The organism is Anabaena sp. CCY 9402-a (assembly GCF_963920945.1).
In the GTDB taxonomy this organism is placed as follows: domain Bacteria; phylum Cyanobacteriota; class Cyanobacteriia; order Cyanobacteriales; family Nostocaceae; genus Trichormus; species Trichormus minutissimus.
Genome location: NZ_CAWUDL010000043.1, coordinates 36,154 through 58,196, shown reverse-complemented (window position 1 = coordinate 58,196; position 22,043 = coordinate 36,154). Strand labels below are relative to the sequence as shown.

General features: G+C 40.6%; 22 protein-coding genes, 1 tRNA gene and 1 CRISPR repeat array. Of the genes, 6 read left to right on the top strand and 17 right to left on the bottom strand.

All coding sequences use genetic code 11. From position 1 onward, the window contains the following. Positions 1–64 precede the first annotated feature (64 nt). Positions 65–759: a CRISPR direct-repeat array (repeat unit 37 nt; unit sequence GTTTCAATCCCTGATAGGGAGTTAATGAAATTGCAAT). A gap of 212 nt (positions 760–971) precedes the next feature. From cas2 to ACM0OR_RS16800, 16 genes are all read right to left on the bottom strand, one after another. Continuing rightward, entirely contained in the window at positions 972–1,259 is a 288-nt protein-coding gene (gene cas2 / locus ACM0OR_RS16875; RefSeq protein WP_414577556.1) for a CRISPR-associated endonuclease Cas2, read from the bottom strand. Between the two features lie 206 nt (positions 1,260–1,465). Next, positions 1,466–2,470 carry a type I-D CRISPR-associated endonuclease Cas1d gene (cas1d, locus tag ACM0OR_RS16870; RefSeq protein WP_414577554.1) on the bottom strand — a complete coding sequence of 335 codons (1,005 nt, stop codon included), beginning with the start codon at positions 2,468–2,470 and terminating at the stop codon, positions 1,466–1,468. 85 nt (positions 2,471–2,555) lie between these two features. Continuing rightward, complete coding sequence (gene cas4, locus ACM0OR_RS16865) at positions 2,556–3,191, bottom strand: CRISPR-associated protein Cas4 (RefSeq protein WP_414577553.1); 636 nt, start codon at positions 3,189–3,191, stop codon at positions 2,556–2,558. Beyond that, positions 3,191–3,556 (bottom strand): four helix bundle protein, encoded by a 366-nt coding sequence (locus ACM0OR_RS16860; RefSeq protein ID WP_414577551.1) that lies wholly within the window; start codon positions 3,554–3,556, stop codon positions 3,191–3,193. The genes cas4 and ACM0OR_RS16860 overlap by 1 nt, the downstream gene beginning before the upstream one ends. Before the next feature lie 149 nt (positions 3,557–3,705). Continuing rightward, on the bottom strand, positions 3,706–4,524 hold the full coding sequence (gene cas6 / locus ACM0OR_RS16855) for a CRISPR-associated endoribonuclease Cas6 (RefSeq protein ID WP_414577549.1): 819 nt from the start codon (positions 4,522–4,524) through the stop codon (positions 3,706–3,708). A gap of 30 nt (positions 4,525–4,554) precedes the next feature. Continuing rightward, positions 4,555–5,166, bottom strand: a complete 612-nt coding sequence (locus ACM0OR_RS16850; protein ID WP_237990531.1) for a 2OG-Fe(II) oxygenase — start codon at positions 5,164–5,166, stop codon at positions 4,555–4,557. 20 nt (positions 5,167–5,186) lie between these two features. Then, on the bottom strand, positions 5,187–5,894 hold the full coding sequence (gene cas5d / locus ACM0OR_RS16845; protein ID WP_414577547.1) for a type I-D CRISPR-associated protein Cas5/Csc1: 708 nt from the start codon (positions 5,892–5,894) through the stop codon (positions 5,187–5,189). Continuing rightward, positions 5,894–6,910, bottom strand: coding sequence for a type I-D CRISPR-associated protein Cas7/Csc2 (gene cas7d, locus ACM0OR_RS16840; protein ID WP_414577546.1), 1,017 nt, complete (start codon positions 6,908–6,910; stop codon positions 5,894–5,896). Before cas7d ends, cas5d begins: the two co-directional genes overlap by 1 nt. A gap of 65 nt (positions 6,911–6,975) precedes the next feature. Next, on the bottom strand, positions 6,976–10,338 hold the full coding sequence (cas10d, locus tag ACM0OR_RS16835; protein WP_414577544.1) for a type I-D CRISPR-associated protein Cas10d/Csc3: 3,363 nt from the start codon (positions 10,336–10,338) through the stop codon (positions 6,976–6,978). After that, complete coding sequence (gene hepT / locus ACM0OR_RS16830; RefSeq protein ID WP_214439767.1) at positions 10,331–10,774, bottom strand: type VII toxin-antitoxin system HepT family RNase toxin; 444 nt, start codon at positions 10,772–10,774, stop codon at positions 10,331–10,333. Before hepT ends, cas10d begins: the two co-directional genes overlap by 8 nt. Further along, complete coding sequence (mntA, locus tag ACM0OR_RS16825; RefSeq protein ID WP_414577542.1) at positions 10,771–11,223, bottom strand: type VII toxin-antitoxin system MntA family adenylyltransferase antitoxin; 453 nt, start codon at positions 11,221–11,223, stop codon at positions 10,771–10,773. Before mntA ends, hepT begins: the two co-directional genes overlap by 4 nt. Before the next feature lie 58 nt (positions 11,224–11,281). Further along, positions 11,282–12,301, bottom strand: coding sequence for a PDDEXK nuclease domain-containing protein (locus tag ACM0OR_RS16820; RefSeq protein WP_414577540.1), 1,020 nt, complete (start codon positions 12,299–12,301; stop codon positions 11,282–11,284). 17 nt (positions 12,302–12,318) lie between these two features. After that, positions 12,319–12,540 (bottom strand): DUF433 domain-containing protein, encoded by a 222-nt coding sequence (locus ACM0OR_RS16815; RefSeq protein WP_414577539.1) that lies wholly within the window; start codon positions 12,538–12,540, stop codon positions 12,319–12,321. 250 nt (positions 12,541–12,790) lie between these two features. After that, a complete protein-coding gene (locus ACM0OR_RS16810; protein ID WP_109012385.1) occupies positions 12,791–12,988 on the bottom strand; it encodes a hypothetical protein in 198 nt (65 codons plus the stop codon). A gap of 322 nt (positions 12,989–13,310) precedes the next feature. Beyond that, complete coding sequence (gene cas3 / locus ACM0OR_RS16805; protein ID WP_414577557.1) at positions 13,311–15,488, bottom strand: type I-D CRISPR-associated helicase Cas3'; 2,178 nt, start codon at positions 15,486–15,488, stop codon at positions 13,311–13,313. Positions 15,489–15,490: 2 nt separating this feature from the next. After that, positions 15,491–15,751 (bottom strand): DUF433 domain-containing protein, encoded by a 261-nt coding sequence (locus ACM0OR_RS16800; protein WP_414577536.1) that lies wholly within the window; start codon positions 15,749–15,751, stop codon positions 15,491–15,493. Positions 15,752–15,920: 169 nt separating this feature from the next. Here ACM0OR_RS16800 and ACM0OR_RS16795 point away from each other — a divergent pair, with 169 nt between their 5' ends. Beyond that, positions 15,921–16,787: a WYL domain-containing protein gene (locus ACM0OR_RS16795; RefSeq protein WP_414577535.1), complete on the top strand. Its 867-nt coding sequence runs from the start codon at positions 15,921–15,923 to the stop codon at positions 16,785–16,787. A gap of 261 nt (positions 16,788–17,048) precedes the next feature. Here the strand turns inward: ACM0OR_RS16795 and ACM0OR_RS16790 are convergent. Next, a tRNA-Ser gene (locus ACM0OR_RS16790) sits at positions 17,049–17,135 on the bottom strand. Between the two features lie 104 nt (positions 17,136–17,239). Between ACM0OR_RS16790 and ACM0OR_RS16785 the strand changes: the two genes are divergently transcribed. The 5 genes from ACM0OR_RS16785 to ACM0OR_RS16765 all read left to right on the top strand — a co-directional run bounded on the left by ACM0OR_RS16785 (position 17,240) and on the right by ACM0OR_RS16765 (position 22,029). After that, positions 17,240–17,608: a 2Fe-2S iron-sulfur cluster-binding protein gene (locus tag ACM0OR_RS16785; RefSeq protein WP_323267775.1), complete on the top strand. Its 369-nt coding sequence runs from the start codon at positions 17,240–17,242 to the stop codon at positions 17,606–17,608. A gap of 124 nt (positions 17,609–17,732) precedes the next feature. Next, the gene (locus ACM0OR_RS16780) at positions 17,733–18,284 is read left to right on the top strand and encodes a thermonuclease family protein (protein ID WP_323267776.1); all 552 of its coding nucleotides are present in this window, start codon (positions 17,733–17,735) and stop codon (positions 18,282–18,284) included. A gap of 352 nt (positions 18,285–18,636) precedes the next feature. After that, positions 18,637–19,449: an inositol monophosphatase family protein gene (locus tag ACM0OR_RS16775; RefSeq protein WP_414577534.1), complete on the top strand. Its 813-nt coding sequence runs from the start codon at positions 18,637–18,639 to the stop codon at positions 19,447–19,449. A gap of 127 nt (positions 19,450–19,576) precedes the next feature. Beyond that, complete coding sequence (locus ACM0OR_RS16770; RefSeq protein WP_414577532.1) at positions 19,577–20,527, top strand: J domain-containing protein; 951 nt, start codon at positions 19,577–19,579, stop codon at positions 20,525–20,527. A 290-nt stretch (positions 20,528–20,817) separates the two neighbouring features. Beyond that, entirely contained in the window at positions 20,818–22,029 is a 1,212-nt protein-coding gene (locus ACM0OR_RS16765) for an ATP phosphoribosyltransferase regulatory subunit (RefSeq protein ID WP_414577531.1), read from the top strand. Positions 22,030–22,043: the final 14 nt, after the last annotated feature.

The following is a 22,043-nucleotide window of genomic DNA, read 5'->3' as shown; positions in this document are numbered from 1 at the left end:
TGGCGAATTCCACCTTGATTATCGCTCCTTAATATTTAGATGCGTTCGCCCTGAGCATTACCCTGTTTCAATCCCTGATAGGGAGTTAATGAAATTGCAATGTCCTGCACTCAATTACGTTGCAGTCTTTCTTACGTTTCAATCCCTGATAGGGAGTTAATGAAATTGCAATTTCTGAGTCACAGGCTTACCCATACCTTGCAACTCGTTTCAATCCCTGATAGGGAGTTAATGAAATTGCAATGTGTTCATGAGAGTATCAAACTCAGCCATGTTTTTGTTTCAATCCCTGATAGGGAGTTAATGAAATTGCAATTCGTTCACTTTTTTACTACTGCACAGATATACCACAAGTAGGTTTCAATCCCTGATAGGGAGTTAATGAAATTGCAATGGCAATCGCCACTAAGAAAAACTTAAAGAAGCGTTTCAATCCCTGATAGGGAGTTAATGAAATTGCAATGACCAATTAGACCAGGAAACAGTACCTAAAAACTGGTTTCAATCCCTGATAGGGAGTTAATGAAATTGCAATAAGCAATAGTAGAAATACACTGCTTTGAAAGAAACCGGTTTCAATCCCTGATAGGGAGTTAATGAAATTGCAATTTGCACTCTTTGAATGCTTGTGTTACAATAGTATTCAGTTTCAATCCCTGATAGGGAGTTAATGAAATTGCAATGGTGAAGGCGGTTCGGTTTCTCAAAGTGAATCAACCTTTGTTTCAATCCCTGATAGGGAGTTAATGAAATTGCAATTGCGGAAGGCTGAAAGGCAAGCTATATGAAGTTTTCAAGGTACGGAATCGCGGATAGTGGAATGATAACACAAGCGATCGCCAAACAGCAAGATAAAAATGGCTGAAAGTCAGTCTATATAAGGAGCGCGGGTATTTTAGCATGAGTTAATCGTTGAAAGTCTTATACAGAGAGAGTTGCAACCATTTTTGTAGAAACTGCTTTTTCAACACCTACCCATCCGCGCATTCGGCAAAGAAAATGGTGTCATCGCGGACTGGTTCGCCGCCGATACGTTCAACCTTACCAAAGCAGCAAGCACATAAGAAATAAAAACGGATGCTGTCGGTATCGCTTTTAATCAACTTATTGAGGCGCGATCGCAGTTTAGCATACTGTGTATCATTTAGCTGACATTCAAATATACTATACTGCACCCACTGCCCGTAAGACTTGAGGATCTTGTGGATTTTGGTACGCCGCTTGTCTTCTGAAATATCGTAAGAAATAACAACATTCATCTCTACTGTCTACCTTTTAAGTAATGAGTGCTGAGTAAAAATACCAGTCTCCATTCCCCTTATACTTAATGCCGTGTGCAATTTTCTCTCAAACCTAACCCCCAACCCCTTCCCTACCAGGGAAGGGGAGTAAAAATTAAAGCCTCTCTCCTTTTAGGGGAGAGGTTTGGAGAGGGGTATGAAGAATAAGTTGCACATCGCGTTACTTACTTCAAAACCAAAGGAGGGTACTTTTCCGTTTCACCCATGAGATATTTAGACATTAATCGAGCTTGCAATTCAAAGGCTTCTTGGTAAGTACATTTGCGTCCTAACACTGGATGTTTAAATTCCGAAAGCTTCTTCTGTTGATATAACTTCAAAAATGTTTTTCGCGCTTCAGGAATCAGGGAAACTGCACCACTCAAAGGTTCTGTGACAAAATCCGTAGGTGTCAACAAGCGTTTATTTAATGCAGATAACACCACCGCATCAACGACTATAGGACGAAATTCTTCCATTAAATCTAGTGCTAGAGATGGTCTACCATAACGTTCACAATGCAAATAACCTAAATAGGGGTCAAAACCAACAATATTAACTGCACCTTGGACATCATGACGCAGCAAAGCATAGCCAAAGCTGAGTAAGGAATTCACGGGGTCTTTAGGTGGACGGCGGTTACGGTGAGTAAATTCAAATTCCATGACGCGAATAATTTCATTAAAGCAACCAAAATAAGCCGCACTACCAGCACCTTCCAAGCCTCGCAGGGAATCTATATTATGTGTTGTGTCAATTGGTGCGATCGCCTGCTCAATGCGAGTAATATTCTTGGATAAATCTAAATCTGTAGTTTCTCGCTGGCGACGCAGCAATAAATGACGGTAATTTTTCAGTTTACCTCTGACAAAACTTTGTACCAAATGAATAGCTTGGGGTGATTCTCCAGCCGCTTGCCATTGCGCCTTGCGAACAAATATATTCTTAGTAACCTCTGGCTGTAATTGTCCCAAATAACGACCTGTATCAGTCAGAAATGTTAATGTAATGTGACGTTCCAGTAATTCTGAAATTACAGCCGGTGAAACAGTCGCACGTCCTAAAACTACAACCCCATCAATTTTTAAAAGTGGGATATCTAAAATTGTCTTTTTATCAAACCTGACGTTAAGACGCTCATCAATTTTACCGATAAAAGCATCATCTTGAGTAATGTAAACTGTTCCCATAGTATGTTTCCTAATTCAGTTGCAAACAACAAATTTTAAGAAAGTCCATTCTCTTTCCTGTCCCCTGTCACCTGTCCCCTATCACCTAGATTTCTTGATAACGCCTAACTTTATCAATTGCTTGTGGTAAACATGAAGCGTAAAGACTGCAACCATCACAACGTTTAGTTTTAATAGGTGTTGGCATCAAACCTGTAAATAGTAATTGCTGCACAGATGCAATAATAGAAATCGCAGTTTGACGTAATTCTTGATTAATTTCTACTAACTGACGTTGGTGTGAATGAGCATAATAAATGTAGCCTGTGTTGATAGTTTTGCCTGTCATTTCTTCTAAACACAAGGCTTGAGCGCAGACTTGCATTTCATCATTATCCCATTCACCTTTACGTCCCCGCTTGTATTCGATGGGATAATATTCACCGTTTTCGGCTTCAATTAAATCTGATTTACCTATTAGTTTATACTTGTCAGATTTCAACCAAATTGCGCGAACTTGCCAAGTATCCTCACGATTTATTTCCCCAACTGTATGAACTCGTTCATGTAAACTTGTCCCTTCAATTGTGTATTGATTATCAATAAATTCTCCAGCACAAAACATCCGCCAGCAGCGATGAGGACAATAGGCATATTGGTTTAAGGCTGCGATGGAAATGTAATCTTCAGGTGACAGGTTACAGGTGACAGGTGACAGATTAGTGATATGTAGATTAGTCATTAGCTCTTTAATATTCGATAACGAAGAGAGGTTAGCATTTTGCTGATTTCTGTAATCAGACATAATGTTGGATTAGCTTGATCTGGAGTTAGATAGTTGAGCCGTACTGCAAGCATCAAAAAAGTTTCTGTTTCCATTAATGAGCCTTTAGATATTGCCAGAAAATGGGCATAATCATTTTTGCTTCCCCCGCGTGCATGACCTTCCGCGATATTTGCAGGAACAGATACTGCTGCACGAGTAATTTGTGACGTAATTCGATAAGTTTCTGTACTTGGAAAAGTGTTAGTTAATTGATATATTTGAACCACCATATCCATTGATTTCTGCCACACAATTAAATCTCGATGTGATTCGATTTTCATAATAGGTTACAGGCGACAGGTTATAGCCATGAGAATGTTCTAGATATCCCAAATTTAGGATTTCTATATAAGTAGTATTCCCAGCTATCTATTACCTCTAACCTATCCCCTTCCTAATATCCCCCCTGTCACCTGTCACCTGTCCCCTGTCACCTTCTTACTACCATTCCCATTCCCATTGTTGTTTTTCGCCCGATTCCTGCATATAAGGCGAAGTCAGCTAAAGCGTTAATTTGTTTAATTGTATTTGGTTCAATTTCTCCTAAAATGCGATAGCTAATTTCACCAATGCACCCTATAAATTTGCTGTCGTAGTTGCGGACTATTTCGGTATTAATATTAAAAGAACTGGGATAAATTGATTCAAATGATATATTGCTGAGTTCAATTCCACTATATTTTTGCCAACGGCTAAGAAGACTGTTAAAGATACATTCTCTAGTGGGTAAAAATGTATCGTATGTCCCTTGGCGGAAGGCTACGGGGGTGGCGAAGAGGAAGTTTAAGGCGCGATCGCTCTCGCTGGCTTGTGCATATAATTGAGCATAGCTGCAAGCATTCGCCCAGGGTTGCATTGATTGGGGTGTGCCTTGAATGCTGGTAATATACAAGTTGGCTGACCCTAAATGCCAAGGGTGTTCAGGGTTGAGATTTAGCCACAGTGGAGTTAGCTTACTAAATAAGGTGTCATCTAGTAGAGAAACACGCCACCAGCAGGGAGTTCCAGCCGGGATGGGTTTTTGATGACTCAATTGCAAGCTGTGGTGATGTGGTTTTGTTCGTTGTTGTATTTGTAGGGGTGAGAGGGTAAAGGCTTTATCCGCCTTGGAATTGTGCAGATATTCCCCCAAGGCTGGATCAACAGAACTAACTAGGGTGAGGAATAGAGCATGGTAGTGTCTACCTGTGAGGAATTGGGGGTAGATGGGAGACTGGGGAAGTAGGTTGAGAATCAGGCTATGAGGCATATAATAATTCAAAATTCAAAATTCAAAAGCCTATTTGCGTTTTTTTGTTGTAGACTGAGCAACCCGCGACTCTACTGTAAAGGGTGGGATTTCCTGGAGTTCTACATCACTTAAACTATACTGTTCGCAAACCAAACTCAGACGATATCCTGGGGTTTTGACAGGGTTGACAGCATGGGTTAAGTCACCTTGAAAGTAGAGTAAAGTATTCATTTGCGGCTTAACTTGTCCAAGTTGGCGTTTGTGTGCTTTGAGTATCAATTCTCCCCCTTCCATGTTGAGAGGTACACGCACATATAGAACACTCACAAGGGTAGGCGGTTCTATGGTTTTGCAGTAGGAACGCAGAGAGCGATCGATATGCGGATCAACGCGAGAGCCTTCCTTGAGTAGTAAAGGATTGAGGTAGAAAGCGTTACAGTTAGGCTGGAGAGCTAAATCTAGGTAAGGTTTGAAGTAGGGGAACTGTTGTTCTACTGTAGAGAGGTGCGATCGCACAAACACCACAGAAAATCCCTTAGTCCCCACAAAGTCGCGGTTGAGGTTGTTGATTGCAAAGTAAGGACAAGCATGGATTTCTCCCCACAAGTGGCTGAGATAATCGCTGGGGAAGGCGTTGGGTTGTTGCTGATAGTGTTTCACAAGCGATCGCACAGTAATTATTAACTACGAAAATGATAAGCCATTCGAGCCGGAATTTTGATGTCTTTCATCTCAGTAAATTGGTAATATTGCCCTCGCATTTGCACATTCTGAATTAAACTAACTGGAGGCATATTCACCACATCGTAGCTAATCACTTGATTAGTAAACATCACATCTAAAGGATTTAAGGGATGTTTGCAGGTGAATAAACCTTCAGCATTTTGAGGTTTAGGTAGTTGCTCAACTGTCAACTCAGCTTTACTCATCCACTTACCCAAGCGAAGCCATTTTGGTAATTTGAGTTCTTTTTGGGAAATCACAAAAAACTCAAATTGACTTTCTGGTGCTATTTCTTTGGCTCTCCCAAAACTAGGGATATTTTTCTGCGTTTTCTCCATCTCCACATGATAGTTGTTGTTAGCATACTTCCATGTATTGAGAATCGCAGAATGTCTTATAGAACGCGCCGGAGTTACATATATTTTCTGATGGTTTAGGGGTGTTAAATGTTCCTCATATTTTGGCACTTGTTCGGGGCAAAAATAGCGATAGGAATGTTCTTCAGCAACGGTAGTAGAGTAGATTTGGCTATCAACTAAACCCAGTGCATAACAGAGAGCGTAATTGTGAATTATTGGCTCTGTTTCGTATAATCTCCCGATTTCACGCGTGGCATAATAAAGGCTGTCATGCAATTCTAATTGACAGCGATAAATAAACACCATTACTCTTTCCCCGCTTTAGCAGCAGTTTTCTTCTTGCTAATATGCTTCTTGGCATAATCCTTAGCTTCTGCATCAGCCTTCTGCAAAATTGCCTGAATACCTTTCTCACTTCCTGTTAAAGTTTTTACTTCATTAATTAGGGATACAAAAGCATCACCAATGAAATCTGTGTGAACAATAAACTCATCAGCCATTAACGCCTCAATAGCATTTTTTGCAGCAGTGATTACATCATCTTCATCTAGTGGATCGGGAGGATTTATAGTATTATTAGATTTCATTTGGTCATATATTGCTTGAGTCCAACGCAGGTTACTAGTAATTTCTCCATCTGCAAATACAACACCAATCAACTCATTTCTGACGCGGCCTGTACGGGTGGTTTGCGCTCCATAATGACGAGTTCGGAGAATGTTATTAAAAACGTAAAGGAAGCTAGCTTCAGTGGGGTCTTTCAAGGTGACAATACTAGGAAAGAAAACTTGCGGTCTAATATGGTCTTGCTGATTAATTCGACTGGTAACTTCACCAGGTTTAGAACCATTTTCACCTTTGGAAGCCATTGTGCCATTTTCATAAGGAGCGTTAAGGGTGAAAGTTTCGTGTGATTCATCAAAAGCTGTAATTGAAAATGCCGTATCTACCACAACTTTTGATTTTTCAGAACCAGAGTCACCAATAGCAAATCCGTAAATGATGCAATCAGGATTATCCATTGCAAAATTCACGTTGTATTCGCATTCTTCAGCAGTCATTAATCCATAATTACGCAGCAATTCCCGACCAACTAAACGCTCTGGAGTAGACTGTTTGCGCTTGAACATTGACAAACGGCTAATTGTGGTTTTGTCTTTAACTCCTGCTCTTACCCGTGCTTTATTCAGTTCTGCATCTGTCTGAAATAGAGGATAAGATTCAGTAATGCGAATAGTTAAGAAATGAACATATTTACCCATTGGTTTGTAAGGAATCTCAGTTTGAAAGAATTTAGATTCAATAGTTTTTAAAATTGCCATGATTATCTCCAAAAAATTATTTCCTAATTGTTTACCTTTCCAGCAAAAATGCTAAGGAAAAATCCCTACTCATTCTCGTTATCTATTTCCGCAGATTTTTCATTTTTACCTGCATTTTCTTTATCATCTTCAAGACGATAAAGAAATTCACAGGTATCTCGAATTAAGTTGAGTTGACGACCTGCCAAACGAGCGCGATCGCCTGCAAATGCGTTATCAAATACCTCCACTACAAAATACTTGGCAAAATCTAAAACAGCTTGCCGTTCTTCTTCTCGTTTGCTCATAATCCAACGTCCTTCAGCAGTAGAAGAATGAACGCGATCCATGAGTTTAAAAACTTCTGCTGCAACAGCCGCAACTAATGTTTCTCCCTGAAACACACTTGACTCAGCTTTGAGTATAGTTTCAGCCGCAATATCAACTGGTTTCAACACAGCATTAGACTTAGGATTATAACGTTTATTAGCTCGGTAAAATCTGCGGTATAAATCTGTTAATTTCTTAGGATGATTGAGACTTGATGCTTCTCCCACAATTAATTGCTCCATATTAGTGTCATATTTCACATAAGGGTCAAAACAAGGATAAAAATGGTAGGCATAAAGCCTAATTTTCTCGATTCGCGCTGTTTCCGAACCCTGGTTACGCACCCAGCGATTGAGATAAGAAAAGACGTACAACGGACTGGTTTCAAAATCTTTAGCCAGTTCTGTAAATCTCCCCCAGTTGGCATCGTAACCAGACTTACCCTGTCGTGCATTCACATCTAAATGAATGGCATAAGCGGCGGTAAGCACATTTAAAGGTGCTGGGTATTGAATACCGTTTTCGTTCCAGCCTTCGAGGATGTAGTCAAGACGGAAGCGATCGCGCCTTACTAAAGCGCGGAAAGCATGAGGCGCACTATCAAGGAAAACGCTTTCCTCAAATTCAGCCCCATCATTAAAAGGTGGAATCGGTGACTCTGAAACCACAGTTTTAACATCTAAAATCATCGGGAAAGCAAACGCTAACCAAGTTGGCATTACCCAAGATTCTGTATCGGTGCTGTCTCTTCCTGGGGGAAGTGCCATGAAGTAAAATGTTAAAGGCTGGTCTTCAGGATAGGAAAGCTTAAAGGTGCGGTCTTTGTCACGTTGGAGGTTTTCATCAATTAAGAAACCATCTACACTTTGGTAGCGATCGCGCCCCAAGTCCGCCTGTAAATCCTTACTGATAAAATGATTGCGAACGCTGGTATCAAAGCGAGTTTGAGCAATACCATTGTATGCTTTCTGCAAAAACTTATTAGTCTCTGGAGTAAAGTAATAAGTAGGATAAAAGTAGAGATAGCGATATTTACCATCTTCAAATCGCTTACCTACAGCTTGAGTTTGATTCATTAATATTTGCCTCAACATCATCTCCACACCTGCAATACTGGAGATATTGCGTTTAGCGTTAGAACCTCCTAACATTTGCTTGTTTGTATAAACTTGAGGTGTAAATAAAACTGCTGATTCCATTTGCTCAGTAACCGTGTAAGCAGAATGAGAAATTGAGCAGATTAATTGTTTCCCTCGCCCTGCTTTTTTCGCAGCATTGTAATTACTTAACTCATCTAAGAATGTTTCAACTTGAGTTTTAACAGATGGCTCTTGATTAGTTCCTGGTAACATCACAACTCGTTTTACCCAAAGTCTTAAATCATCCCAACCATCAGGCAATTCATACTGAGAAATTATCGGAGAAATTAAGGTTGTCAAATAGCCAATGACTTGCTGACAAGGTTGGCGTATATCTTCAATTCCTGGATGATGTTCTAAATATTTAGCCGCCAGATAATACCATTCATAAGGTACTCCTCCAGTATTCCCTTTTAACTTGTTTTCTTTGAGACTTTCATTAATGCGTTGAACTTCTCTAATTTGGGGTAAACATTCTGCTAAATTCCAAAATTCTGCAACTTTGTGAGTTAAATCAAAATCGGGAACTGCTGGCAGTTTTTTATCTTTCTTACGAGCAGAATCAACGCGATTAACTGTCTCTTCCCAAATCTTACGGCTAACTAAATCACCAAACTCTGCTATTTGGTCAATGCGGATATCGTCTTCAAATTTGAAGTCATAATCAGCAGATAAAACATTTTGTTGCTGAAACTTATTCAGATTTTCGCTGCGACTTTTAGCAACAGAGCCTTTATTAGGGTTTAAGATGCGTAATGTAGCATCTAAAGCTACTTTCATCAAGCCTATATCATCAAAAAATAAGTTGTAATATTCGGCATATTTCATACCCTTGCCATCTCTACCAAATCCTGTTTGTCTGAGGCGTAATTGACCGGCACAAAGCGATTTAATACTGTTCACTACACGGTCAGGTAAATCTTCCGGCGAGATAGCTGGAGCATTGCGCGAAGCCAAGTATATTACGCCTGTCGGCAGATATAACAAAGGTTCATAGTAGGTATGCTCATCAGTATTGAGACTAGTATGAGCCTGAATTAAAGCATTATTCACCACATTAGTTAAAACACCACGATTCTCAGCAATGCTGTGATAGGTAAATTTTAATTGTCCATCACTGAGGCTGTGGATGATTTCTTTGAGTCTAGGATGTTCTGCATCCTGGGGATGTTTAACGATTGAGGCAAGAGAATCAGCCAAACAAGTTAAATCAGATAAACTGCGAAGGGTACGGTCTTTGAGGAGAGGATTCAACCCGAATTCAGAAAAATTCCAGTTAGTATCCCAGCGACGTTGAGCATTATAAGCCATGCACAACAAATCATCTAGATACTCTCGATAAGCATCAGGATTTTCTGGATTTATAAAGTTATCTAGTCCTAACTGGTGAACTTTTTTATCAATAATTTCACGATGTTCTGTTAGCGGTAGTTTGCGACAGTTTTCAGGTACATCAGGAAACTTTTCAAAATCATGTAAAATAAATCCAGCAATTACCAAACGCCGTTCTCGCTCTTTCACCACTCGCTGCACTGTGGTATTGAGTTTTTCTAAACGTTTCTCAATTAAATTTGCTGGGAATAATCCATTGAGTAAGTGAGTATTAAGCGATTGATCAGCAGCGTTATCTCGTCTGACTTTAGTTTTTCCTTCAGCTTCTCGCTGTTGGTCAATTTCATCAAAAAACTTACCGCCTTTCGCCGTTACACCAATTGCTATACGCAATAGATTTGGTAAAACATACTTGGCAAAGTCTGCCATTACCTTATCATCTGGATTTTGAGCTTCAATTGCTTCTCGTAATAGCTTGAGTGTTAGTAACTCGCCTTCAGTTTCAATAGTGCGGTCTGAAGAATCACCATCAAATCCAAAATCCCCCGATAACCAATCATCATCTACTACTTCAGAATTTACATAATTTTCTGTTTCTAAGAGTGATAATTGTTGATACTCATCTGAAGTTTTATTTTTTTTAGCCATCTTCTTGACTCAATGAATTTAAATAAGAACTAACTTGGCGCACATAAAGCGGATATTGTTGTAATGCCAAACTGATAGCTTTAAAAACTTGCCGTGGATCTATCTCGTCATATTCATGTACAAGACGATTCCTTAATCCTGATGATGGTGCTATTTGTCTGGCTAATTCAACAGTAATTACACTGTATTGACCAAGAATAATAAAAGAATTAAAGTTGGTTTCTGACTTACCTGGATTTAGCTTAGATAATATATGGTCGTTGATATCTATGGCTGCTTGAGCCATTAATTGTAAAAGTCTCTCGGTAATTAGTTGAGTATCAAAGTCAAGCAGGTAATCATCTAAACTAATTTGCTCAAATCTTTTGAGATTATCAAGATAACGAGCAATAAAATCCAACCTAGTTGTGACAATCACAGTATCTATCTTGGTCATACACCCCACCTTTGGAGAAACTGTTCAATATGTTGTCGGTTAATATTTTCAATTTTTTTAAGCTCTGAATTACTCAGTAGCGATCTTTGTTTAAATTTTTCAAATTCTCCTAGATTATCTTCATACAAAAGCTTCCCATCACGAGCAACAAAATGTGATATTAGTTCAGAGCATTGATTAAGTTCTACAACGTCAATTTGATCAGAATTTAATTTTAATAGTTCGCCAAGAACTATAGGTAATTCAAACCAAAGGAAGCTATTATTTTTTACATAAGCTTCACGTTGTTCTAGATCGCACAAAACTGCAAAATCCCAGTCACTTTTCGCGTGAGTGTTACCGGTAGCTCTAGAACCAAACAAAATTAACATTTTTAAGTAAGGAATTTTTTCTGGTATTTGTAAGGAAAGTTCTTGTAACTCTGCAATTGTCGGTGTATTGTTTTGCATTTGATGATTCTCCATACGGATAAATAATCGTCAACATTTATTAGCTCACTTTATAATTCTATTCAAATCCTTCCAGTAATTTGGCAACTTGCTCTGGAGCCGGAAGCTGATTTTTTAATTCTTGAGGCAATGTTGAAACCACTTGATAAGTTCCTACACCAATTGGTTTATTAGATTCCTTCAACGCATATTCAACAATCGTTCTCTGCTTAGACTTGCAAAGAATAATCCCAATGGAAGGATTTTCATCAGGTAGCTTTACTGTGTCATCTAAAACAGCTAAATAAAACTGCATCTTGCCTACATATTCAGGTAAAAAGTTACCAATTTTAAGTTCTATCGCTACCAAACACTTTAAGCGGCGATGATATAATAAAATATCTATAAAATATTCCTCTTCATCAATTTGTAGCCGATATTGACTACCTATAAAAGCAAATATCCCACCCATTTCTTGCAAGAATGGTTCAACTCTTGTTAAGATTGCCTGTTCTAGCTGGCGTTCACTGTGTTCATCTGCTAGTTCCAAGAAATCAAAAGTATATTCATCTTTGACAGCTAGTTTTAATTGATTACGGATTTCTGTTGGAACAATTTTATCAAAGTTAGTCTGATTTAACAGAGTTTTTTCATAGGTTTGATTTTCAATTTGGTGAATCAAAACATTCTTTGTCCAGCCAAATTTACGAGTCATTCTGATATAAAATTCTCGTTCTAGGTCATCTTTGCATTTCTCTACAATGACCAGATTGTGACTCCATCCAATTTCTCGCACCATTGGTGCGAGTTTTTCATTGTTGACGTATGATTCATAAAAAAGCCTCATCCGCCAGAGGTTAGCAGCAGAAAATCCGCTAATTTCTGGAAACTCTGTTTGTAAGTCTTTTACTAACTGTTCTACTACGGATTTTCCCCAACTAGCGCCCTGCTGTTGAGTAACAATTATCTGTCCAATGTCCCAGTAGAGGTTAATCATTTCCCGATTAACTGCCTTTAGTGCTTCGTACTGGGCTGAACGAATACGCTGTTTTATTTCCATTAGCAAATGTCTGTAATTGTCTGAAATGGGGTTACTCATAGCGGAAAAGGTTCAACTTATTCATCACCAACTAGCCGACGCGCATAGTAGAGCAAACAGGCTTGTATATCTTCCCGTTCTAACCAGGGATAATTTTCTAGCAAGGTTTCGATAGTATCTCCCGCCGCCAACATCCCAAAAATATGTTCAACCGCAAGGCAACGACCTCGAATAATTGGTTTACCACCAAAAATTTTGGGGTTGATTGTAATTCTTTCCAAAAGTTTTTGTTCGTTCATAGTTCAACTTCAAAATGTTTAAGTTTATTAACTATTTCCTGTGATGCTAAGAAAGAGGGAAGCTTTTTTAAAACTTATTGCTTTAAGATTTGGTGTTACCAGTGACTCGCTCAACCATCAGCTTTCAATCTGTTGGGGATAGAGACTACCTACGCCTGACCTTAATACCGCAAGCTGCTAATGAGCTTCCCTCTTAGATAGGGATTCTCTAATTTAGCTAGAGAAATCCCCAGATAAGCTATCGCATCAGTTATGCTGCCAATAACCGATATTGAAATTGGTTATGAGCAACTTTTCGCTTTTCAATTAAGTAGCCTTTCTTGCGAGCTTCAAACACCGTGTGTCCAAATCGCCAACTAACCTTAGCGGCTAGTTCGTCGCCTAAATGCCACTTACCATCTTTGAGAACTGAAATTAGTCGCTCAAGGTTTGTCAATTTGACAAGCATGATTATCACCTCCTTTAAAAACTTTGTCATACAAATACTTCAGCCCAAATGCTTGTTTTATAGGGACTTCAGCAATTTGTATAATCTGACGCTACATAATGCGATAGCTCTTGTCAAGCATTTATATAAGATCAGACTTATTCAACAAATGATAAGCGTTGACTTATTCAACCTTTTATGAAATCCTTATATACATAGAGCTTTACGCGCACAAAAAATAATCCTTTAAAATCCCTATTAGGGATTGAAACGAATAAGTCTGTGCTTAAAACCGTAAGCTCTTGTCATAAATCAACTAAAATCCCTATCAGGGATTGAAACTTCAAACAACCCATATCTCATCTCCTTTGCTTTTAAACGTGTAAGCCAGCGTATCCAGCAGCAGTGCAGAGTGACCAAAAGCGATCGCATAGGGCGCAGTAGCATCATGAAAGCTATACTGATCGCTGATGCCATAAATCTGAAAATTCATCGGTAGCCTTAGCCGCATCCGCACTTCAGCAAGAGGATGGCGAATCACGTAACAAACCAAACCTTCCTTTTTTAAGTGTTTGTTAATTTCCCCAACCCAATAGTTGTCAGGTTGCCAAATTTCCACACCTGTCAAAACCTGAACTTTCCAAGCGTCAGCAATTGGCTGCAAGTTTCCAGAATAGGTAAACTTCCAGTTCAGCCGTTCCTCTCGGTAGGAACGCAACTTCATAAATGCTAGGCAATGAGCAAATCTACCTTTGGCAATGGGTTGTCCAGTGCGTTCTGCGGTTTCTTTGAGTGTCCGTATAAATGCCCCTTCCGTCCACATTTCAATTTCTAAATTTCCCAAAATACCCGGTAAATCGTAGGTTTTAAACCTATCTGCCTCGTTTTCTTCTGTTAAGTCGTATAAACCACATTGCAAAGGACTTGAACCTCGAAAATTAGCAGCATCCTCAGCAATGGGATTTGCTGATTTACCAGAAAGTGCTTGCCAATCTTTTGCCCATCCCGAAACACGTCCAGCCGCAGACTTCAGACTAGTTTCAAATACTTGTTCACAGGCTTCTTGAAACTTGTCTCGGCTTTGGGCATACTGTTGTTTAATTGTGCGATCGCTCAACTGATAAAACAGCCGAAATGATTGCACAGCCCCCCAACGACGATAATAACCACGAAAATCGTTGATTTGTCGATAATTCTCAGTAATTGTATTGTGAAAAGAGGGGCGATCGCAAATGCTATTTATTTCTAACGGTGGAGTATCCCCTTTAAACAAGCGCTCTACCAAAAAGTTAGGAACTAGAGAAAAAGCTGTGAAATTTTCAAACTTAATTTTTTGACCATCTTTCTCATATTCATCATGCCTTCCTAAGCGTCCTAAACGTTGGATAAAGTTACCTGCATCAGATGATTCAAAAATTAAAAAATTGATTTTAAAATCAACTCCAACATCAATTGTACTAGTACCAATAACCAAGTCAGCAGAAAGACTTAGCTCCTTTTCTCCTTTTCCGGATAGCCCTGTATTCTCTCCAATTTTCAATCCGTAAGGCTGTAATATTTTCCGAAAAAATTGTGTGAGGCGTTTGACTGCTGCAATTGAGTTAAGGATGATTGCGCCTTTACTTCCTGGATACTGCTGAAACTGAGCCAAAATCAAATCACTATTTTCTTTTAGCCAGGTTTCCGAAGCTTTAAACGATAGTTCCAAAGGAATAAAATTCAGCGTAATTGTCCGTGCTACCTGCCGCCAGCCTTGTGTTTGCAGTTGCTGTCCTTGTTCTGGTGTATCGGGAAACTGATATTTATTTTGTTTTAGAGGATCAATTTCTTGACAACAAAATCCTGCTTTTTCTAATCTCCCAATTAAGTTTGTATCTGGTGTAGCTGAGAGAAACAGAAATTTCTTACGGCGATTTGTACAGCGAATTAACAACATTGTGTTAATCACACTAGCAATTTGGGGAGCTGCGAAAACGTGAAATTCATCAAAAATAAACAAGTCAAAATCTTTATCAATTCTGCCCCATAGCTTATCTGGACTATCGCCACGAATTATATAAGCGCCTCTATGCAAATAATGAAAAATATCAGGGTTGGTTAATAAAGCTTCTCTCTGGTTAGTGAGAGTTACGATCGCAGCCCCTTTTTTCAATCCTTCATTTTCTGCATAAATCTCTAAATCAGCCCCACTGAGGCGCACTACACGCGGCTGATTCTCTGGCTGAAATTTCTCAACATATCCTCTAATCTGCGTTTCTTGATCGCGGGCGAGTTCGTTGGTTGGGTAAAGTCCGATTGCAGAAAATTCGCCCTGAAGAACTTCTAGGTAAGCCGCGAGACTTTTACCATCGCCAGTCATCGCAGTGTTGAACACGACATCAATATTTGGATCGCGCAACGCTTCTAAAGTTGCAGCTTGATGCCAAGAAAGTGACCAATCTTTAGGTAATTTCACCCCATCAGGTGTTGGGACAGTTTGGGAATAAACAGGCTTGAGAGTAATTTTGTATGCTTCGTTAATATTCACTTTTTTGATTCCTTTTGCAATCCTAAAGGAATTTCTACATAGCTATCTCTTGTTATCTCCGCAGCGTATGCAATACAGGCTAGGATATCTTCTCGTTCCAAACCGGGATATTCTTCTAAAATCGTCTCTATTTTTTCTCCACTTGCAAGAAGGTCGAGAATTAAAGTAACCCATATACGATGACCTTTAATGCAAGGTTTACCGAAACAAATATTTCGATCAATGGAAATTCGAGATAGTAAATCGTTCTTAGTCATTGAAACTTCTCCAAATTTGTCGTAATTCTTCTCAATGAATCCTCTTTTCCTAATTCTATATTCGGAATTACACTTAAATAGTGTCCGTAACTGGTTGTTAAAAACTATATTGGCACGCAAAATAGAAGTTGGCAAGAGAGTATAAGTATAAAGTGTACGGACATTTTTAATGAGTCGTAAAGGTCAGTCTATAACCCTGTCGGTATCAGAACGAGATAAAGCTGAACTAGAAGCGATCGCGCGTGAGTTCGGTATGATGTGGGGAGATGATCCCAATATCTCCAAACTCATCAAGGCGATCGCACAACGTCAGCTAATTATTGGTAAAAATAATGATTGGCAAGAATCACGCATCCGCGCCTTACATCGGTGTATTGGGGCTTTAACCGATATCGGACAAATTGAACAAGCGCAAATTATTGCTGAATTATTACTAGAACGCGGTGAACTATCAATACCACTGCGGAACGAAATTCAAGCCTTCCTAGGGAACACACCCCCAGCTTGGCGGGTACAAATAGACCGCTATATTCTCCGTGAGCAACCCTTTCAACTTTCCTATCAAGATGCAGCAGAACGAGTATTTAATTTTACAGTCCGCTATGCCAAAATTACCCCCCATGAAAAGCGAGAGTATCTTGATTGCTGGTGTGAGGAGACAGCAGGAAACTTAGATATACCAGAACTTACACACAATTGGTGTTTCCGTTTAGACCGAATACTAGATGCCGCCGTTAAGCAAATTGACGGTGAATGGCGATCGCATTTAGACCAAATAGAAGTGGAAATGCACCTATTAAATAACTTAGGCTTTGCGTATCAAGCCAAACCAGAAGACAAAATTAATGAATGGCTACCAGACAAACAACGAGTGCGGCGAGTTGTGAGGCGTGTACATAATACATTTTGGTTTATTCGGGAAATCATGCAATATACCCCCGATTGTGTGATTGTATCGCCAGACAATGTGCGATCGCTCATCAAGGAAAAGCTTTTAAGTTGTTGTCAAAATTATGACTTGCAAGTTTTTTCCTAAAACCGTGGTGTAGAGAGGGGATTGATCAGGGCTGTTTCATAGGTAAAAGCTCTGCCCCTCCCTGCGGGACGCTGCGCGAACGTGGGCGGTTTTCAACTCAGCACCCGCTCAACGCCGCGTTACCGCTAACGCAACTCAGCACTCTTCATGTCATCGGCATTGCCCACCCTACGTCTATTGAGAATGGTCTAATATGATAATTTGCACCCGACTATCTGTAGAAATCGGGTGCAAACTATATATTTAAACTAGCTTGAGTAACGGAGAGGGAGGGATTCGAACCCTCGTTGAAGTTTCCCCCAAACAGACTTTCCAGGTCTGCGCCTTCAACCACTCGGCCACCTCTCCAGGTGTCACGATTTACAATAGTAACATGAAATCCCAGAAAATGCAAAGATAAAGAAGGGAATTTTTTTTAGCCTGATTCTGAACGTCTCAAAACCAAATCTAAGATGTCCGACACATACACAATTACAGTACGCGATCGCGCCACTGGCGAACAGTACACCCTCCAAGTACCAGATGACCGCTACATCCTCCACACCGCCGAACACCAAGGGGTAGAATTGCCCTTTTCCTGTCGTAATGGAGCTTGCACCACTTGCGCTGTCCGGGTGGTGTCGGGGGATATTTATCAACCAGAGGCAGTAGGCTTGTCCCTAGAATTGCGTCGGCAAGGTTATGCTTTGTTGTGCGTGAGTTACGCTCGTTCTGACTTGGAAGTAGAAACCCAAGACGAAGATGAAGTTTATGAACTCCAGTTTGGGCAATACTTCGCTAAGGGGCGAGTTAAAGCGGGTTTACCGTTAGATGAAGATTAGTTGCGATATGGGGATAGGAAAGCAGGGGAGGCAGGGGAAGCAGGGGAAGCAGGGGAAGCAGGGGAAGCAGGGGAAGCAGGGGAAGCAGGGGTGCAGGGGTGCAGGGGAGAAAGAATGTTGTTTCATGCCCAATCCTCAGTCCTTCAAAAACTGGTTGCGAAAACTTGCCATTCTCGCTTGCTTATTACTCTTGGTGAGTTGTCAAGGTAGAACTCAGTCTGAGAACAATCAAAAGCAGGTGAGGGTGGCGCGGGTAGTGAGTGGTCAGACTTTGGAAGTGGTGGGGATGGCTGAACAACCAACTTTAATTTCCCAGGTGCGGTTAGTTGGTGTAGATGCGCCAGATTTGCGTCAGTATCCCTGGGGAGATCAGTCTAAGGAACTTGTAGAAAAGTTGGTTGGCGATTTAGAAAAACCTGTAACCCTGGAGTTTGATATCGAAGCCAAAGACAAAATTGGTCGAACCATAGCCTACGTGTGGAAAGATAACCAGTTGTTAAACGAACAAGTGGTCAAACAAGGGTATGCTTTGTTTGTAGCGCGATCGCCTAATCAAAAATACAATCAACGTTTAGAACGCGCTCAACAATGGGCGAGAATCATGGGTAAAGGTATCTGGAATCCAGAAAAACCCATGCGTCAGACTCCGGCTGAGTTTCGTCGTCTTAATCGGTAGTGAGTAGTGAGTGCTGAGTGCTGAGTGCTGAGTGCTGAGTGCTGAGTGCTGAGTAGTGAGTAGTGAGTAGTGAGTAGTGAGTAGTGAGTAGTGAGTAGTGAGTAGTGAGTGGGAGATAAGGGAGAGTATCATCCCCAATCCCCAATCCCCAATCCCCAATCCCCAATCCCCAATCCCCAATCCCCAATGACTAATGCCTTTTTTGGAATTCAAAATGCAAAATACCCTACGGAAAGGCTGCGCTAACAAAATTCTGTGAGGAAGAGTAAGAATAATTTTGAATTAATTAATTCTGTCCCCACTCTTAAGTTTTGAATTTTGAATTGTTAATTTTGAATTGGAGTGAAGCAACTTGACTAACCTGCAAATTTTTCTCGATATTGCAACAGAAGCTGCACTGGCTGCGGGTGTGGTTTTGCAAGGGTACTTGGGTAAGTTAGAAGATGCGATTACGGAAAAGGGTCGTCCTGGGGATTTAGTGACTGCTGCTGATAAAGCTTCAGAAGCAGTAATTTTAGAAATTTTGCGCCGCCATTTTCCTGAGCATTCCATCTTGGCGGAGGAATCGGGGAAAATTGGTAATCAAGATCATCAATATCTCTGGGCGATTGATCCTCTCGATGGTACGACTAACTACGCTCATCAATACCCGGCTTTTTGTGTTTCCATTGGTTTGTTAATTGATGGTGCGCCGCAGGTAGGGGTGATTTATGACCCATTTCATGATGAGCTTTTCCGGGCGGCTGCTGGTTTGGGTGCAACACGCAACCGCCGTCCAATTCATGTTTCTGAAACAGCTGAATTGAGTAAAAGCTTGTTGGTGACAGGATTTGCCTACGATCGCCGCGAAACATCGGATAATAACTATGCCGAATTTTGTCACCTCACCCATCTTACCCAAGGGGTGCGACGTAGCGGTTCAGCCGCTCTAGATTTAGCTTCTGTCGCTTGTGGCCGTGTCGATGGTTATTGGGAACGGGGAATATCTCCTTGGGACGTTGTGGCTGGGATAATTTTGTTACAAGAAGCTGGTGGTAAAGTCACTGCTTATGATGGCACGCCATTTAAAATCGCTTCTGGTAGAATTCTCGCAACCAATGGTAATCTTCACGACAACCTCAGTAAGGCATTAATGCAAGTACCACCTCTATTAGCTTGGCAATAAAAACATAACAACAGATAGCTAATCATTCACCAAAGGGAATAATAATCACAGGGTAATACTGACGCTTACCTTGGTGAGCGAAGTAAACTAGAAAAAACATAACTGCTCCTTTGGTGCGAAGTGCTATATGTCTTTAAGAATAGACCGTGGATTATTTCAATATGAGTTCATAGACAATCACGCTATTTTGTGTGTCCCAGTTGACGCTGATGTCAGAGAAATCCGCAAGCGATATCTAAAAATTGCCCGTCTTTTACATCCTGATAGCAGTGTGATTCATACTGAGACAGAAAAGAAACTGGCTATTGAATTATTATCGAAGTTAGTTAACCCCGCTTACGAAGCACTATCAGTAGAACGCACTCGTTCGGAATACATCATCGTTTTGTCTCAAATAGGTAAGCGGTTGACACAGGAATCAGCTTCAATCGAACTGACTACCGACTTAGCTAAACAGTTAGCAGCATCTCCTAATATTGATCATGTTTATAAAAGTGCGATCGCTAAAATTGCTGAAACTCAATACAATTCTTTGCAGCAGGTAATCCCCATTATTTCTCAAATCAGCGAGTTGAATTTAGTTTACTTAATGCGGAGTGCTGGTAAAGCTTTAGCCCCATCGCCACCACCAGTTGCTCAATCTACTGTTAACTCCAATTCATCCCAACCAAATACACCTGCTGCACCCCCACCACCACCACCTAAAGAAGATCCAGCCATTGAACAATATCTCCGTCGCGCTGAAAGCTTGATTAAGAAAAATCAATTTGCTCCGGCCAAAGTAGAGTTACAAGATGCACTGAAGATTGGACCAAAAAATAGTCGTTGTCATAGTTTGCTGGGATTTGTGTATTTAAAGCAAAATCAACTGAAAATGGCTAAAATCCACTTTGACAATGCTTTAAAATTAGACCCTAACGATCCAACAGCGTTGGCGTGGAAGCCTAAACTAGATAAAGTCCTAGGACAACAATCTAGTAGTCCCAAGGGCAATGCACCTCATAATTCTGGCCAAAAACAACCAGATAAATCTGGAGGTGGGTTGTTTGGTGGTTTATTTAGTGGGAAGAAAAAATAAAGAAAGTCACCTAAGAGGATGTTTGAAAAGTCCGAGAAGGTATAATTTGTCATTCTGAGCGGAGCGAAGAATCTAGGTTTCAGGCGCATACTGAGATATTTCACTTCGTTCAACATGACACAGAAAGACCCTTTTCAAACAAGCTCTAAAATTTATTTTGAATTTTGAATTTTGAATTTTGAATTGATTCATTACCTTTTCCCATATACTTGGCTGCATAGGCGGGAACAGAAAACGCAATGTGCAGTCTGCCTTTTTGCAGGAAACCGGGGTAAGATAACGGAGGATGAATGGTGTATCAACCAGCCGCAGGAGCGAGGGATTTATTGCCTCTAGATGTGGCTCAAAAACGCTGGATTGAAGATAGATTACAGCAGGTGTTTCACCGTTGGGGATATCACCGGATTATTACCTCAACGCTGGAACGTATGGATACCCTGATGGCGGGGGAAGCAATTCAACGCCAGATGGTGATTCAACTACAAAATACTGAAGATGAAGAGTTAGGATTGCGGCCAGAGTTGACAGCTTCTATTGCTCGTGCTGTGGCGACACGGATGGCGGGTACTACTTATCCGCAACGACTGTACTATAATGCCAACGTCTTTCGCCGTATCTGGGAAAACAGACACAATCGTCAGCAAGAGTTTTATCAAGCTGGGGTGGAGTTGTTAGGTGTAGGTGGATTGCTAGCCAACGCTGAGGTGTTGCTGTTAGTAAGCAATTGCTTGGCGGCGTTAGATTTACAGAACTGGCATTTAATTTTAGGTGAAGCTGGAATCACTCGATCGCTATTGAATGCTTTTCCAGAAAATCTACGTGCTAAAGTTCGCACTGCGATCGCTCATCTTGACCGCATTACAATAGATACTCTGCCTTTAACTGACGAACTGCGCGATCGCGCCAGAATCATGTTAGATTTGCGTGGCAATAGTGCCGATGTATTACAAAAAGTCAGCAGTCTGGGTTTAGATGCAGAGCAACAAGAGGCAGTTAATAACCTCAAATCTCTAGTAGAGTTATTAGAATCAGAGGGGGAATTTCCTATTATTCTCGACCTCAGTCTAATTCAAACCATAGACTACTACACCGGCATTGTCTTTGAAATTGTCAGCAGTAGCCAATCGCAAGCACAGGTTTTAGGACGCGGTGGTCGTTATGACAAGCTTTTGGGACTATATCACCCCCAAGGTGAAGATATTCCTGGTATTGGCTTTGTACTTAATATTGAAGACCTGTATCAAGTTTTATTATCTACTCAACAATTACCGCAAGAAACCCCGGCTAGTAACTGGTTAGTAGTTTCCGAAACACCAGTTACTCACGCTGCGGCCTTTGCCTATGCCCAAAAGCTGCGTGATTCTACTCATCTAGTCCGGGTAGAAATGGATTTAGGTAGCAAAGATGCAGCCGCAATTAGACAATACGCAGGCGATCGCAATATTGCCCAAATCGCTTGGATTAAAGCCGACGGAACGCCTACAATCGAGAGCGTTAGGTAGTAATGAGTGCTGAG

What these genes read in the sequence shown, in the direction of transcription:
- cas2 (WP_414577556.1), bottom strand. Translation starts at nt 1,259, where the DNA reads ATGAATGTTGTTATTTCTTACGATATTTCAGAAGACAAGCGGCGTACC.
- cas1d (WP_414577554.1), bottom strand. Translation starts at nt 2,470, where the DNA reads ATGGGAACAGTTTACATTACTCAAGATGATGCTTTTATCGGTAAAATT.
- cas4 (WP_414577553.1), bottom strand. Translation starts at nt 3,191, where the DNA reads ATGACTAATCTACATATCACTAATCTGTCACCTGTCACCTGTAACCTG.
- ACM0OR_RS16860 (WP_414577551.1), bottom strand. Translation starts at nt 3,556, where the DNA reads ATGAAAATCGAATCACATCGAGATTTAATTGTGTGGCAGAAATCAATG.
- cas6 (WP_414577549.1), bottom strand. Translation starts at nt 4,524, where the DNA reads ATGCCTCATAGCCTGATTCTCAACCTACTTCCCCAGTCTCCCATCTAC.
- cas5d (WP_414577547.1), bottom strand. Translation starts at nt 5,894, where the DNA reads ATGGTGTTTATTTATCGCTGTCAATTAGAATTGCATGACAGCCTTTAT.
- cas7d (WP_414577546.1), bottom strand. Translation starts at nt 6,910, where the DNA reads ATGGCAATTTTAAAAACTATTGAATCTAAATTCTTTCAAACTGAGATT.
- cas10d (WP_414577544.1), bottom strand. Translation starts at nt 10,338, where the DNA reads ATGGCTAAAAAAAATAAAACTTCAGATGAGTATCAACAATTATCACTC.
- hepT (WP_214439767.1), bottom strand. Translation starts at nt 10,774, where the DNA reads ATGACCAAGATAGATACTGTGATTGTCACAACTAGGTTGGATTTTATT.
- mntA (WP_414577542.1), bottom strand. Translation starts at nt 11,223, where the DNA reads ATGCAAAACAATACACCGACAATTGCAGAGTTACAAGAACTTTCCTTA.
- ACM0OR_RS16820 (WP_414577540.1), bottom strand. Translation starts at nt 12,301, where the DNA reads ATGAGTAACCCCATTTCAGACAATTACAGACATTTGCTAATGGAAATA.
- ACM0OR_RS16815 (WP_414577539.1), bottom strand. Translation starts at nt 12,540, where the DNA reads ATGAACGAACAAAAACTTTTGGAAAGAATTACAATCAACCCCAAAATT.
- ACM0OR_RS16810 (WP_109012385.1), bottom strand. Translation starts at nt 12,988, where the DNA reads ATGCTTGTCAAATTGACAAACCTTGAGCGACTAATTTCAGTTCTCAAA.
- ACM0OR_RS16800 (WP_414577536.1), bottom strand. Translation starts at nt 15,751, where the DNA reads ATGACTAAGAACGATTTACTATCTCGAATTTCCATTGATCGAAATATT.
- ACM0OR_RS16795 (WP_414577535.1), top strand. Translation starts at nt 15,921, where the DNA reads ATGAGTCGTAAAGGTCAGTCTATAACCCTGTCGGTATCAGAACGAGAT.
- ACM0OR_RS16785 (WP_323267775.1), top strand. Translation starts at nt 17,240, where the DNA reads ATGTCCGACACATACACAATTACAGTACGCGATCGCGCCACTGGCGAA.
- ACM0OR_RS16780 (WP_323267776.1), top strand. Translation starts at nt 17,733, where the DNA reads ATGCCCAATCCTCAGTCCTTCAAAAACTGGTTGCGAAAACTTGCCATT.
- ACM0OR_RS16770 (WP_414577532.1), top strand. Translation starts at nt 19,577, where the DNA reads ATGTCTTTAAGAATAGACCGTGGATTATTTCAATATGAGTTCATAGAC.
- ACM0OR_RS16765 (WP_414577531.1), top strand. Translation starts at nt 20,818, where the DNA reads ATGGTGTATCAACCAGCCGCAGGAGCGAGGGATTTATTGCCTCTAGAT.